General features: G+C 68.4%; 11 protein-coding genes and 1 pseudogene. 6 read left to right on the top strand and 6 right to left on the bottom strand.

Annotated features, from left to right (window positions below):
- Positions 1-12 precede the first annotated feature (12 nt).
- On the top strand, positions 13-885 hold the full coding sequence (locus AC1IQ6_RS18155) for a type II secretion system F family protein (protein ID WP_102771694.1): 873 nt from the start codon (positions 13-15) through the stop codon (positions 883-885).
- Positions 882-1112: pseudogene (locus AC1IQ6_RS18150) on the top strand (DUF192 domain-containing protein); the annotation flags it as partial. The gene AC1IQ6_RS18155 and the pseudogene AC1IQ6_RS18150, both read left to right, overlap by 4 nt.
- Positions 1113-1121: 9 nt before the next feature.
- On the opposite strand, the gene AC1IQ6_RS18145 reads toward AC1IQ6_RS18150, so the two are convergent.
- Both AC1IQ6_RS18145 and AC1IQ6_RS18140 read right to left on the bottom strand, forming a co-directional pair.
- The gene (locus tag AC1IQ6_RS18145; RefSeq protein WP_246842574.1) at positions 1122-1925 is read right to left on the bottom strand and encodes a BPSS1780 family membrane protein; all 804 of its coding nucleotides are present in this window, start codon (positions 1923-1925) and stop codon (positions 1122-1124) included.
- Between the two features lie 63 nt (positions 1926-1988).
- A complete protein-coding gene (locus AC1IQ6_RS18140; protein WP_111827270.1) occupies positions 1989-2957 on the bottom strand; it encodes a homoserine kinase in 969 nt (322 codons plus the stop codon).
- Between the two features lie 214 nt (positions 2958-3171).
- Here AC1IQ6_RS18140 and dusA point away from each other — a divergent pair, with 214 nt between their 5' ends.
- A complete protein-coding gene (gene dusA, locus AC1IQ6_RS18135) occupies positions 3172-4152 on the top strand; it encodes a tRNA dihydrouridine(20/20a) synthase DusA (protein ID WP_485866583.1) in 981 nt (326 codons plus the stop codon).
- Between the two features lie 25 nt (positions 4153-4177).
- Here dusA and AC1IQ6_RS18130 read toward each other — a convergent pair whose 3' ends face one another.
- The gene (locus AC1IQ6_RS18130; protein WP_102771690.1) at positions 4178-4639 is read right to left on the bottom strand and encodes a CBS domain-containing protein; all 462 of its coding nucleotides are present in this window, start codon (positions 4637-4639) and stop codon (positions 4178-4180) included.
- 38 nt (positions 4640-4677) lie between these two features.
- Positions 4678-5991, bottom strand: a complete 1314-nt coding sequence (locus AC1IQ6_RS18125) for a YihY family inner membrane protein (RefSeq protein ID WP_485865111.1) — start codon at positions 5989-5991, stop codon at positions 4678-4680.
- 17 nt (positions 5992-6008) lie between these two features.
- On the opposite strand from AC1IQ6_RS18125, the gene AC1IQ6_RS18120 reads away from it, so the two are divergent.
- The 3 genes from AC1IQ6_RS18120 (at position 6009) to AC1IQ6_RS18110 (ending at position 8781) form a co-directional block, all read left to right on the top strand.
- Positions 6009-6380 carry a DUF2069 domain-containing protein gene (locus AC1IQ6_RS18120; RefSeq protein WP_102771688.1) on the top strand — a complete coding sequence of 124 codons (372 nt, stop codon included), beginning with the start codon at positions 6009-6011 and terminating at the stop codon, positions 6378-6380.
- A complete protein-coding gene (locus AC1IQ6_RS18115) occupies positions 6377-7864 on the top strand; it encodes a protein adenylyltransferase SelO (protein ID WP_485865110.1) in 1488 nt (495 codons plus the stop codon). Before AC1IQ6_RS18120 ends, AC1IQ6_RS18115 begins: the two co-directional genes overlap by 4 nt.
- Positions 7865-8061: 197 nt before the next feature.
- On the top strand, positions 8062-8781 hold the full coding sequence (locus AC1IQ6_RS18110; RefSeq protein ID WP_479730108.1) for a response regulator transcription factor: 720 nt from the start codon (positions 8062-8064) through the stop codon (positions 8779-8781).
- On the opposite strand, the gene AC1IQ6_RS18105 is transcribed toward AC1IQ6_RS18110, so the two are convergent.
- Entirely contained in the window at positions 8763-10286 is a 1524-nt protein-coding gene (locus tag AC1IQ6_RS18105; protein ID WP_485865109.1) for a sensor histidine kinase, read from the bottom strand. The two genes, AC1IQ6_RS18110 and AC1IQ6_RS18105, sit on opposite strands and share 19 nt — an antisense overlap.
- Complete coding sequence (locus tag AC1IQ6_RS18100) at positions 10283-12211, bottom strand: EAL domain-containing protein (protein ID WP_485865108.1); 1929 nt, start codon at positions 12209-12211, stop codon at positions 10283-10285. Before AC1IQ6_RS18100 ends, AC1IQ6_RS18105 begins: the two co-directional genes overlap by 4 nt.
- Between the last annotated feature and the right edge of the window lie 203 nt (positions 12212-12414).

Raw genomic sequence — 12414 nt, 5'->3', positions numbered from 1 at the left:
AGGGAGGCCAGGGTGTGGCTATATCTCGGACTATTCACGGCGGGCAGTTGCGCGGCGTGGCTGGCGTGGGCCTTGCTGCAGCCGCTGCTGCGCCAGGGCCTTGCGGCGGTAGCGACGCTGCCCTGGTGGTGGCGGGCGGCCTGGCCGTGGATCTCGGCCACGGCGCCGCTGGCGGGGCGCCTGTGCACCTGGCGCTGGCGCCTGCGCCTGATGCGCGCCATCGACCGGGCCGCGCTGCCGGCCGGCGTAGGCTACGCCCACATGGCCGCGCTGTGCTGGAGCGCGGCGGTGGCCGCGGGAACGACGGTGTTGGCCGGCATGGCCGCCCTGACGCAGGCGGGGCCCTGGGCATGGGCCGCCTGGACGGCCGCGGCCGCGCTGGCGGCCGGCGCCGCGCCCTGGCTCTGGCTGCTCGACCTGGGCCGCAAGCGGCGTCGCAGCATCGAACGGGACCTGCCGTTCGTGTTCGACATGATGACCCTGTGCGTGGAGGCCGGATTGAGCGTGCAGGGGGCTTTGCAGCTGGCGGCGCGCAGCGGGCCGCCGGGCGCCTTGCGCGATGCGCTGGCCGACGCCCTGGCGGAGATGCGGGCCGGCGTGTCCCGCAGCGCCGCGATCAAGGCCCTGGCGCAGCGCTGCGACAGCCCGCTGGCGCGCAACTGGGCCGCGGCGGTGGCCCAGGCCGAGGCTTTGGGGATCAGTCTGGGGCCGGTGCTGCGGGCGCAGGCGGCGCAGTGCCGCAGCGACCGCCATCTGCGCGCCGAGCAACTGGCCATGCAGGCGCCGGTGAAAATGCTGCTGCCGCTGATCGCCTGCATTTTTCCGTGCACCTTCATCGTGCTGGCGTTTCCGATCGCGGTCCAGTTGCTGCAGGGCGTGCAATGAGCAGGCCCACGCCCTTGCCGCGGGGCCGCCTCAGGTTGCTGAAAGTCACGCGCTGGAGCGCCCGCCTGCGGGGGCTGTTGGGCCGCCGGCCGCCCGGGCCGCGCTGCGGCATCCTGCTGGCGCCCTGCGCGGGCGTGCATACCTTCGGCATGCGCTACGCGATCGACGTGGCGTTCGTGGCGCCGGATGGAAGGGTGCTGCGGGCACGCCGGGCGCTGGCGCCCTGGCGCGTGGCCTTATGCCTGGGCGCCGTTGCCGTCGTTGAGATGCGCGCCGGCGTTCTCGATGCCGAATACGGAGGTATAGGCGGGGTAGAAGCTGCAATACAGCACGCCGCCGGCGGCGATATTGAAGGGGATCTGCAGCGTGCCCGCAAACTGCGGCGATAGCCCGATGGCCACCAGCAGGCCGGCGCAGAGGTCGATGAACAGGAAGATCAGGACCCAGGTGGCGCCGTACACCAGGAACGGCAGTTTGTTGCGCCAGCAGGCGATGCCCGAGAAGAACAGCGCCTGGACCAGGCGCAGCCCGTGCCAGGCCACCAGCACCGGCGCGTGCCAGAAGAGCGCGGCGATCACGACGTAGACGATGGCGAACAACGACAGCGGCAGGGCCATCGCCGACAGGATGGGCTCCATGCTTTTCTCGACGGAGGCGATGCGCATGCCTTCGACCATCGCATCCGTGAAGGGCAGGAAAATCACCAGGCCGGCCACCATGCACAGCGCGGCATACAGCAATCCCATCAGGAACAGCTTCCTGAAGACCCCCGGTTGTTTCAGCGGCTTGCCCCACATCGAGGGCAGCATGACCCGGTCGGCCTCGACATGCTTGCATGCGGAAAGCGTCATCAGGGTGATGATGGGCATCAGCGCAACGACCAGAATGGGACCGATAGGCGGCGTTGCGGTGGCGAAAACGACCAGGAGACTGATGGCCATGGCCCAGGTGAACATGGCCAGGGGTTGCTTGCGGAACAGGCGGAAGCCGTCTCGAACCCATTGCCAGCCGGACGCCGCGGGGAGGAATGCTGCTTGCATGGCTCTCTAGAAGGGGAATCTCTCAAAAAGGGACGCTATACGTCATTATGGGGGCCATGACCGTTACGGCAATATGGGCAGCCCCGGCCGGTGGCGCGCCTGCAACACTCTTTCGAAGTGCCGCGGATCGTGCGGTTTGAGGGTCTGCGCCGGCCGCGGCAGGAAAAAGTCGTACAGCCGCGATATCCAGAAACGCAGCGCGGCGGCGCGCAACATCAGCGGCCAGGCCTCGCGTTCGGCGTCCGTGAACGGCCGCTCGGCGGCATAGGCGCCCAGCCAGGATGCTACCAATTCGGGGACGAACTCGCCCGTGTCGCGCTCGATGCACCAGTCGTTGACGCTGACCGCCACGTCGAACAGCCAGGTGTCGCAGCCGGCGAAATAGAAATCGATGATGCCGCCCATGAGCGGGTCTTCGAAGGTGCCGGCGAACAGCACGTTGTCGCGGAACAGGTCGCAGTGGGCCGGACCGCCGGGCAGCGACTGCCAGGCGGGCGTTGCGGCGGCGGCCTGCTGGGCGGCAAGCTCGGCCTGCAGCAGATCGGCCTGGGCGGGCTCCAGGAAGGGCAGGACCTTGGGCGCGGTTTCCAGCCACCACGACAGCCCGCGCAGGTTGGGCTGCTGCAGGGGGAAGTCGCGGCCGGCCAGATGGGCGCGCGCCAGCGTGGCGCCGGCCAGCGCGCAGTGCGCGACGCCGGGCGCCGGCTCGTAGCCACCGGGCAGGCGCGAAACAATCGCGCAGGGCTTGCCGTGCAGGGTGGTCAGGCGTGTGCCGTCGCGCAGGGTCTGCGGGCGCGGCACCGGGATGCCGCGCTCGGCCAGGTGGTACATCAGTTCGATATAGAACGGAAGCTGGGCCTGCGTCAGCACCTCGAACAGCGTCAGGACGTACTCGCCGCGGCTCGTGTACAGGAAGTAGTTGGTGTTCTCGATGCCCGCCGTGATCCCCCGCAGCGAAATGAACTCGCCCAGGTCGAAATGCGCCAGGAGGCTGCGCGCGTCGTCGTCGGATACGGGAGTGAATACGGCCATTGATATGCGGGAGTCAGGGGTTAACGGAAGGCCAGGACATGCCTGTGCGGCGGCGCAATTTTAGACCACCCGCCGCATCGGCCCGGCCGTGGGCGTCCGGGAGCCGCAAGCCGCTTGCCGGACACAATCCGGCCAAGCACCGTAAAATACCGCATCCCCTTGTTTTGCAGAGTGATTCTTGGACTCCCCCGACTGGCGGCTGTGCGTCGCCCCCATGATCGATGTGACCGACCGCCACTGCCGTTTTTTCCATCGGCTGCTGGCGCCGCGCGCGCGCCTGTACACGGAAATGATCACCACCGGCGCGCTGCTGTACGGCAATGTCGAACGCCACCTGGATTTCGACGAGGCCGAGCATCCCGTGGCCTTGCAACTGGGCGGCAGCGAGCCGGACGCCCTGGCCCAGTCGGCCCGGCTGGGCCGCAAATGGGGCTACGACGAAATCAACCTGAACTGCGGCTGCCCGTCGGAGCGCGTGCAGAAGGGCGCTTTCGGCGCCTGCCTGATGGCTGAGCCGGCGCTGGTGGCCGACTGCATGAAGGCCATGCAGGACGCGGTGGACATTCCCGTCACCGTCAAGCACAGGCTCGGGCTGGATTACGACGAATCCTATGAATTCGTTCGGGATTTCGTCGGCAAGATCTACGACACCGGGTGCCGGGTGTTCATCGCCCATGCCCGCAACGCGGTGCTCAAGGGCCTGTCGCCCAAGGACAACCGCGAGATCCCGCCGCTGCGCTACGACGTGGTGCGCCAGCTCAAGCGCGACTTTCCGGATTGCACTTTCGTGCTCAACGGCGGCCTGGCCGACGCCGAGCAATCGGTGCGCGCCGCCGGCGATTTCGATGGGGTCATGCTGGGCCGCGCCGCCTGGCATACGCCGCGCGTGCTGTCCGAGATTTCCCTGCAGCTGTGGCCGTTCCTGCGGCTGCCCAGCGATGCGCAGGTGGTCGACGCCATGACCGAATACGCCGCGCGCCAGGTCGCGCGCGGCGTGCCGCTGCGCGTGATGACGCGGCCCATGCTGGGCCTGGTGAACGGGCAATCGGGGGCGCGCCGGTGGCGGCGCATGCTGTCGGACCCGGCCTTGCTGGCGGAAAACCGGCCGGAACTCATATACGAGGCCTGGCGCAGCCAGCGGCATGCGCCGGATATGCGCGGCGCCGCGAGCGTCGCGGCGCCGGCGGGAGCCTGACCGGCGGCGGGCGCCGCCGGTGCAATCAGGACTTGGCCGGTTCGGCGCTTTCGGTGGGCCAGTCGCGGATGTAGGCCTTGAGCATGTTGTTTTCGAACTGCTGGGCCGCCACGATGGCCTGGGCCATGTCGTAGAAAGAAATCACGCCCATCAGGGTGGGACCGTCCATGACCGGGATGTAGCGCGCGTGCTTTTCCAGCATCAGGCGCTGCACTTCCTCGGCGCTGGTATTGGGCGAGACGCTGACCGGCGCGTCGTCCATGATGGAGCGGATGGTGGTTTCCCCGGCGTTGCCGCCATGCGCGTGCATGTGGCGGATGATCTCGCGGAACGTGAGCATGCCGGTCAGGGTGCCGAACTCCATGATGACGAGCGAGCCGATGTCCTGCTCGCTCATCGTTTGCACGGCCTGGGACACAGGCATGTCGGGCGACGCCGTATAGAGCGTATCGCCCTTGACGCGCAAAATCTCGCTGACCTTCAACATCGGTTCCTCCTGGGCGGACTACGCCCGAATACTGATTACTAATTCTTTTTCGCTTCCAGCTGCAATACCGGAGCGATTCCATTTTCAGTATTTTGCGCTTCTCCGCAGACTTCTTCCAGCGTGGGCGTATTTTGTTCGGAAAACACGGCGGCCGCGACCCGCAGTATTTCCGGGTCGTTGCGCACCCTGGACTGGTTGCGGTCGAGCAGAAAATGGTCCACCACAGGCGCCATCGAGGTCTGGCGGGCGTCGCAGGTCAGCACCCAGTTGTCCTCGGGCGTGCGCGTGGCCAGCCCCATGCCGCTCAGCGTTTCCAGCACTTCGTTGAGCTCGTCCTGGTGCAGCCGCAGCTGCGAGGCCAGCACGCTGGCCGGCAGGCCGCGCTGCTGCGCGCCGACCTGCGCCTTGCGCAGCGCGCGCAGCGCGTCCAGGGCGTCGACGAAGGTGGCGCCGGCATAGCGGTTGATCTTGCGGCGGCCCAGGCGGACCAGCGGCGCGCTGGAGGCCAGCGTGGCGCCCAGCAGCACGGCCAGCCAAGACAGGTAGATCCAGAGCAGGAAGATGGGCAGGGTGGCGAAGGCGCCGTAGATGACGGTGTAGGTCGGAAAGCGCGTCAGGTAGTAGGCGAAGGCCGATTTCATGATTTCCAGCGCGATCGCGGTCACGCAGCCGCCCAGCAGCGCGTCGCGCCACAGGACTTCGCGGTTCGGCACCACCACGAACAGCGCGGCGAATCCCAGCGCGGTCAGGACCAGCGGGATGAAGGAAATGGCCACGCTGACGATTTCCGGCACGTCGCGCACCAGCCCCAGCGACTCGCGCGCCACGAAGGAGGTGGCCCACAGGCTGGCGCCGGCCACCACCGGCCCCAGCGTGATGAGCGCCCAGTAGACCAGCGCGCGCTGGCGCAGCGGACGCTGGCGCGTGACGTGCCAGATGTCGTTGAGCGCCTTGTCGATGGTCATGATCAGCAGCAGCGACGTGATCAGCAGGAACACGCCGCCGATGGCGGTCAGGCGCGAGGCCTGGCGCGCGAACTGGTTCAGGTAGTCCATGATGTTGTCCGAAACGGACGGCGGCATCAGGCTGTTGGTCAGGAAGTCCTCGAGCGCGAGGCGGAAATCCTGGAACACGGGAAACGCGGTGAACAGCGACAGCACCACGGCCAGCATCGGCACGATGGCCAGCACGGTGGTGAAGGTGAGGCTGGAGGTGACCTGGAGCAGTTTTTCTTCGCCGGCGCGTTCAAAGGTGAAGCGGACGATGCGCCAGGCTCTCGCGCCCCATGAAGAGCGCGATGTCGGGGATCTGGAGGCCGCCGGCGCGGCGGCAGGCTCGGCGGGGCGATTCATCAGGCGATAATAGCAGCATGAACCCTGAACTCAACCCCCGCCTGCGCCTGCTCGCCTCGGTTTCGCTGTTTGCCCTGATAGTGCTTTGCGTGACCTGGGAGACCGTGGTGGCGCCGGTGCGGCCCGGAGGGTCCTGGATGCTGCTGAAGGCCTTGCCGCTGGCGTTTCCGCTGCGCGGCATCCTGCGCGGCAATCTCTATACCTACCAATGGGCGTCGATGCTGTCGCTGCTGTACCTGATGGAAGGGGTGGTGCGGGCCATGTCCGACCCGGCCGCGCTGTCGGTGGCGATGGCGTGGGGGGAGATCCTGCTCTCGACGGTTTTCTTCCTGAGCGCCATTTTCTACGTGCGGCCCGCCAAGCGGGCCGCCAGGAGGCAACGCGCATGAGCGCCCATACGCTGGCCGAGCTACGTACGGTCAATTCCTTCGCCGCCTTGCCGCCGGCTTTCTATACGCGTCTTGCGCCGCGCCCGCTGAACCAGCCGCGGCTGCTGCACGTCAATCCCGACGCCGCGCGCCTGATCGGCCTGGACCCGGCGGTGCTGGATACGCCCGAGTTCCTGAGCGTGTTTTCGGGGGCGCAGCCGCTGCCCGGCGGCGATACCCTGGCGGCCGTCTACAGCGGCCACCAGTTCGGCGTCTGGGCCGGCCAGCTGGGCGACGGGCGCGCCCACCTGCTGGGCGAGGTCGAAGGGCCGCAGGGCGCCTGGGAGCTGCAGCTCAAGGGCTCGGGCATGACGCCTTATTCGCGCATGGGCGACGGCCGCGCCGTATTGCGCTCGTCGGTGCGCGAATACCTGGCCAGCGAAGCCATGCACGGCCTGGGCGTGCCCACCACGCGCGCGCTGGCGCTGGTGGTTTCCGACGACCCGGTCATGCGCGAAACCGTCGAGACCGCCGCCATCGTGACGCGCATGTCGCCCAGCTTCGTGCGCTTCGGCTCGTTCGAGCACTGGTCCTCGCGGCGCCAGCCGGAACCGCTCAAGACCCTGGCGGACTACGTCATCGACCGCTATTACCCGCAGTGCCGCGAAATGCCGGGCGGCGCGCCGCGGGACGACGGCGTGGCCGTGCTGAACCTGCTGCGCGAGGTCACGCGGCGCACGGCGCGGCTGATGGCCGACTGGCAGGCGGTCGGGTTCTGCCACGGGGTGATGAACACCGACAATATGTCCATCCTGGGGCTTACGCTGGATTACGGCCCCTACGGTTTCATGGACGGCTTCCGGCTGGGGCATGTCTGTAACCACTCGGATACCGAAGGACGTTATTCCTGGAACCGGCAGCCGTCGGTGGCGCTATGGAACCTGTACCGCCTGGGCGGCAGCCTGCATGCGCTGGTGCCCGACGTCGACGGCCTGCGCGCGGCGCTGGACGAATTCGAGCCGGTGTTCACCCGCGCGTTCCACGAACGGATGGCCGCCAAGCTGGGCCTGGCCGCGTGGCAGGTGGAAGACGAGCCGCTGCTGGACGATCTGCTCAAGTTGATGGACGCCAACCAGGCCGACTTCACCCTGAGCTTCCGGCGCCTGGCCGATGCGCTCGCGGGCCAGCGCAGCGCATTCGAAGACCTGTTCATCGACCGCCCGGCCGCGGGCGCCTGGCTGGACCGTCTGCTGGCGCGCCATGCGCAGGACGCGCGCCCGGTGCCCGAGGTGGCGGCCGGCATGAACCGCGTCAATCCGCTGTACGTGCTGCGCAATCACCTGGCCGAGGAGGCGATCCGCGCCGCCAAGACGGGCGACGCCGGCGAAATCGATACGCTGCTCAAACTGTTGCGTAATCCCTACGAGGCGCAGCCCGGTTATGAGCGGTACGCGGGATTGCCGCCCGACTGGGCCGGCAGCATCGAAGTCAGCTGCTCGTCCTGAATATACCGAGCCGCCGTAAACTGATTTTGAAAGGACTTAGGCGAAAATACCTATTTGGAAATGGAATATCGCAGTTTTTTTCACTGCAATCATTCGTTTCCATTGTAAAAGTCGTAAGATTGTCGCCAACGGGACACTCCGGGGGCCAGCGTCCGCGGGGCATTTGTCGATACTCTTCAATATAAAGCACTCTAAATATGGCTGGCGCAGATGGTTTGCTGTGTATCGGTCTGCTTGAGGATGACGCCGATTTCCGGGAGGAACTGGCGTTAGGCTTGGGTGGCTATGGTTTTCGGGTGGCATTCGCCTGTGATAATGCGGCGGCGTTTTATCGCCGGTTGCAGGAGCAGCCGTGCGACATCGTCATACTCGATGCGCACCTGCCGGGCGAAGACGGTTTTTCCGTGGCGACCCGCCTGCGCGCCCTGAGCCCCGTCGGCATCGTCATGCTGACCGGCCGCAGTGCGCTGGAAGACCGGGTGCGCGGCCTGGAAGGCGGCGCCGATGTCTACATGACCAAGCCCGTGGACCTGCTGGAGCTCAGCTCGGTCATACGTAGCCTGGCCCGCCGGATGCGCCTGGCCAAGGCGCCGAATCCCACCGCCGCGGAAACCCGCGCCCCGGCCGACAGTTCATGGTCGCTGCAGGACGGCGGCTGGATACTGGTGGCGCCGGACGGCGCTTCCCTGCATCTCAGCGCGCAGGAGCGTACCTTCCTGATCGCGCTGATGGACGCGGCCGGCAGCGCGGTCAGCCGCCAGGTGCTGGCCGAACTGTTCCTGCCCGACAGCCCGGGCGGTTTCGAATTGCGCCGCATCGACGTGCTGGTCAGCCGCCTGCGCGCCAAGGCGCAAAGCGCCGGCCTCAAGCTGCCGGTGCTGTCCGTGCGCGGCCAGGGCTACGTGTTCGCCGCCTGAGCCGGCGGCGGGTTGGACGGCAGCGTCACGACGAAACGCGTGCCCACGCCCACCGTGCTTTGCATGGTCAGCGAGCCGCCCTGGTTCTGGCAGATGCGCCGGGCCAGGTACAGGCCTATCCCCAGGCCTTGCGTTTCCCGATGCGCGGCGCGCCGGAAATGCGCCTCGAAAATCCGCGCCTGTTCCTCTTCCCCGATGCCCGGGCCGCGGTCGGTGACCGCCACCCAGGCCATCGGCACGTCGCCCGCGCGGCTTAGGCCGGTCTCGATGCGCACCGGCTGGTTGGCCGGCGAATACTTGATGGCGTTGTGGATCAGGTTGCGCACCACGACGCAGGTCAGCGGCCGGTCGCAATAGACGGGCAGGGGGCTTTCGGCCTCCAGGATCAGCGCATGCGCGGTATCGGGCTGCATCGAGGCGACCACGTCGCGCGCCAGCGCCGCCAGGTCCGCCGACTCGCCTCGGGGCGTCCAGGCCTGCTCGCCGAGCCGGTCCTGGTTCAGCAGCTGGTCCATGAGTTCGGTCATCCGCGAGACCGAACGATGGATGCGCGCAAGGCGGCTGCCGGTGGCGTCGCCGCCGTCGGCGAGAATCATGTCCAGGGATTGGGCGGCCGCGCTGATGGTGGCCAGCGGCGCGCGCAGCTCATGCGAGATCAGCGCGTTCATCTGGCGTTGCGTATCGAGCGCGCCGGCCAGTTCCGCCAGCCGCAGTTCGCCCTGGGCGAGCTGGTCCGTGCCGGCGGCGGGCGCCGGGCCGGTGGCTGCGGGCGCGGGGGCGGGGGCGGATGCGGCGGCGGCCCGCTCGCCCATGGCGTACAGCAGCAGCGCGCCCGTCACCAGCAGCAGCCGCAGCAGTTCCCAGCCCAGATGCGCGCCGGCGGCGGTGCCGGGCCGCCCGGCGTCGCTGGCCAGCACCCAGGCCGAGACGGCATAGGCCAGCGCCATGGCCAGCATCGCCGCGTTCGCACTGGAGCCCCGCAGCGCGCGCCACAGGAACCAGGCAGCCAGCAGCACGCTGGTAATCGAGCAGGCGCCGGCTATCGTGGTGTGGACGGCGCTATTGCCGGGCCCGTAGGCAAGCACCAGCCTCAATGCGGCCAGGGTGGCCAGTGTGGTGCTGACCCAACGGCAGACCGTCGCCAGCCTGCCGGCGCCGGGCGTCTGCACCAGCGCCGGCACGGTAAGCGCGAGCAGGGCGGCGTAGGAGCCGGCTTGCAGCGCGCCGGGCGGCAGCAGCGCGGGCGTGGCGCGGTACACGCCCTCGACCAGCATGAACGCCAGGCCGGCGCCGTGCATGGCGTTGCGGGTGGAGGCCCAGGCCAGCGCGCAGGCCGCGGCGCAGGCGATCGCGACGCCGGCGGTCAGGCCCAGGCTGATGTCCGCATAGGCGGCGCTCGGCGCATGGGTTTGCGCGGCCGCGGGAAAGCACAGCGCATACAACAGCAGGCCCAGGATGGCCGGCAGGACGGGCCCGCGGATACGAAGAGGCGATACTGGCGTCAACTAGAAACCCATGGATGTTCGGCCGGGAGGTCGTGCGCTTGGGGCGAGTGTACGCGAGCGCCGCGGATCGCGTGGACGCCCAGCCCATCCAGGATGTTCTGGGTCGCGATGTCGGGCACGTCCTCCGCATAGACCTGCATGTGCAGCGTGATGGCCGTGGCGACCACGGTGGCGGCCAAGTGGCGGTTGCCGGGGCTGTGCTGCAGGCCGGCGATGAAGCTGCCGCTCAGCTTCACGTAGGACAGCGGAAACTCGTGCAGGCGTTCCATGGCGCCGAAGTGCTGCGGCAGCCGCGCCACGCCGATCCGGCCGCCGGCGTCCGTGGCGATGCGGCAGAGCTGGTGCAGGTCCGCTTCCTGTTCCACCAGCGCGGCCGCGTCGACTTCGAGGATGAGGCGCTGGGCCAGCGCCGGCCGGTCGTCCAGCATGCGTTGCAATCGGGATAGGAACGAGGGCTGGGCGAGCGAGGCCAGCGCCACGGGCACGGACAAGGCGCCCCGGCCGGCATACAGCCAGTCCAGCGCCAGCCGCACGGCCTGCACGTCGCAATCGGCCGATAGCCCGAGCCGGACCGCGGGCGGCATGAAGATGGAGGCCGGCACCGGGTCGGCGTCGGCGGTGTCGTGCAGGGTCAGGCTGGCCTCCTGGTGCAGCAGGGCGCCTGCCAGGTCGTGCAGCGGCTGCACCGTCAGCGAGAAGCGATGCTGCTCCAGCGCCGTGACCAGCGCGTCGTGCCAGCTGTATTCGCCGATGGGCGTGCTGTCGGGCGCGCGGTTGGCCGGCGTGACCTGATCGTCGTCGGCGCTCTCGGCGCACATCAGCGCGTGGTCCAGGCGGGCCAGGGTTTCGCTCATGTTGTCGTCCGGCCCGTAGGCGGCCAGCGCCATGGCCCAGCGGCACCAGCCGTGCTTGTCCATCGGCACGCGCAGCGAGCGCAGTTCGCGCCGCACGCGTTCGGCCAGCAGGCCGGCCTGCGGCGCCGACGAACGCGGCAGCAGCAGGGCGAAATCGGAGCCGCTCAGGCGGGCCAGCAGCGCGGTCTGCTGGCCGAACTCGGCCACCAGCTTGAGCAGCCGGTCCGACGAGGAGCGCAGCCACTGGTCGGCGAAGGCGCGCGACAGGTGGCGGTTGATCTGCGCCAGGTCCCGCTGGCGGAACATCAGCAGATGGCCGCCGGCCTCCGGCGCCTTGTCGGCCAGCGCCAGCCGGAACTGTTCGATGAAATAGCGGCGGTTGTGCAGGCGCGTGATGGGGTCCAGGTAGACCTCGCTCTGCAGCGATTCGATGCGGGCGTTCTGTTCCTGCACGGCGGCGGCCACCAGGCGCTGCGCGTCGGCCAGCGCCCGGTCCGTTTCGGCCGCGGCGGGCGCGCCGTCCGCCGGAGCAGCGGCCTGCGTCTGCATGCGCCGCGCCAGGTTCAGGGCGACCAGTATCCACAGCACGGCGGCGGCCACCACCAGGCCGAGGATGCGCACGCCGCTTTGCCAGAGGGTGTCGCGCGCCTGCCGCGAATCGGCCTGGACCGTGACCGTGCCCTGGGCGGCGCCGTCGGCCGTGACGAAGGCGCGCGACACGGCGGGCGCCTCTATGCCCAGCCAGGCGTTGCGCCAGTCGTATTCGCGGCCCGCGGCCTCGTCCGGCCTGGCGCGCCTTTCCAGCGTCGAGCCGTTCTTTTCATCGGTGATGCGTATCAGCGCGTATTGGCCCTGCGCATACAGCTCGTCGGCCAGTGCGGCGCGTTGGCCGGCGTCGCTGACGGAATGCGACAAGACCCAGGCCAGCATGGCCGCGCCTTTTTCACTGCGCTGCGCCAGCTGCGAGTCGAGATACCGATGCGCAGCCGCCACACCCAGCGCCTGGGCGCCGAGCAGGGCCAAACCGATCAGGATGGCGGCGATGAAAAGTACCCGGCGGAAAGTGGGCATGTGGTTGAAGTTTCTCTGGCTGCCCGGCTCCGGCCAGGACGCCTGGATAGGAAACGTGACACGCGTTGCTAGCACAATGACGCAGGTCTTTGTACAGTAATTCTGCATGTCACATACCGTACAGAATATTACTAAATATGCGCCACCACCGGGCAAGCTGTGCAATTATTTCGGTGCTGCGGCCAAACGCCGGCAACTATCGG

Source organism: Achromobacter sp. MUI-25009338 (assembly GCF_057359325.1).
The sequence above is the reverse complement of the archived record's forward strand: the minus strand, read 5'-3'. Positions and strand labels throughout refer to the sequence as shown.

Coding starts and splice junctions, on each gene's coding strand:
- AC1IQ6_RS18125 (WP_485865111.1), bottom strand. CDS start 5,991: ATGAATCGCCCCGCCGAGCCTGCCGCCGCGCCGGCGGCCTCCAGATCC.
- AC1IQ6_RS18140 (WP_111827270.1), bottom strand. CDS start 2,957: ATGGCCGTATTCACTCCCGTATCCGACGACGACGCGCGCAGCCTCCTG.
- AC1IQ6_RS18120 (WP_102771688.1), top strand. CDS start 6,009: ATGAACCCTGAACTCAACCCCCGCCTGCGCCTGCTCGCCTCGGTTTCG.
- AC1IQ6_RS18115 (WP_485865110.1), top strand. CDS start 6,377: ATGAGCGCCCATACGCTGGCCGAGCTACGTACGGTCAATTCCTTCGCC.
- AC1IQ6_RS18130 (WP_102771690.1), bottom strand. CDS start 4,639: ATGTTGAAGGTCAGCGAGATTTTGCGCGTCAAGGGCGATACGCTCTAT.
- AC1IQ6_RS18145 (WP_246842574.1), bottom strand. CDS start 1,925: ATGCAAGCAGCATTCCTCCCCGCGGCGTCCGGCTGGCAATGGGTTCGA.
- AC1IQ6_RS18100 (WP_485865108.1), bottom strand. CDS start 12,211: ATGCCCACTTTCCGCCGGGTACTTTTCATCGCCGCCATCCTGATCGGT.
- dusA (WP_485866583.1), top strand. CDS start 3,172: ATGATCGATGTGACCGACCGCCACTGCCGTTTTTTCCATCGGCTGCTG.
- AC1IQ6_RS18110 (WP_479730108.1), top strand. CDS start 8,062: ATGGCTGGCGCAGATGGTTTGCTGTGTATCGGTCTGCTTGAGGATGAC.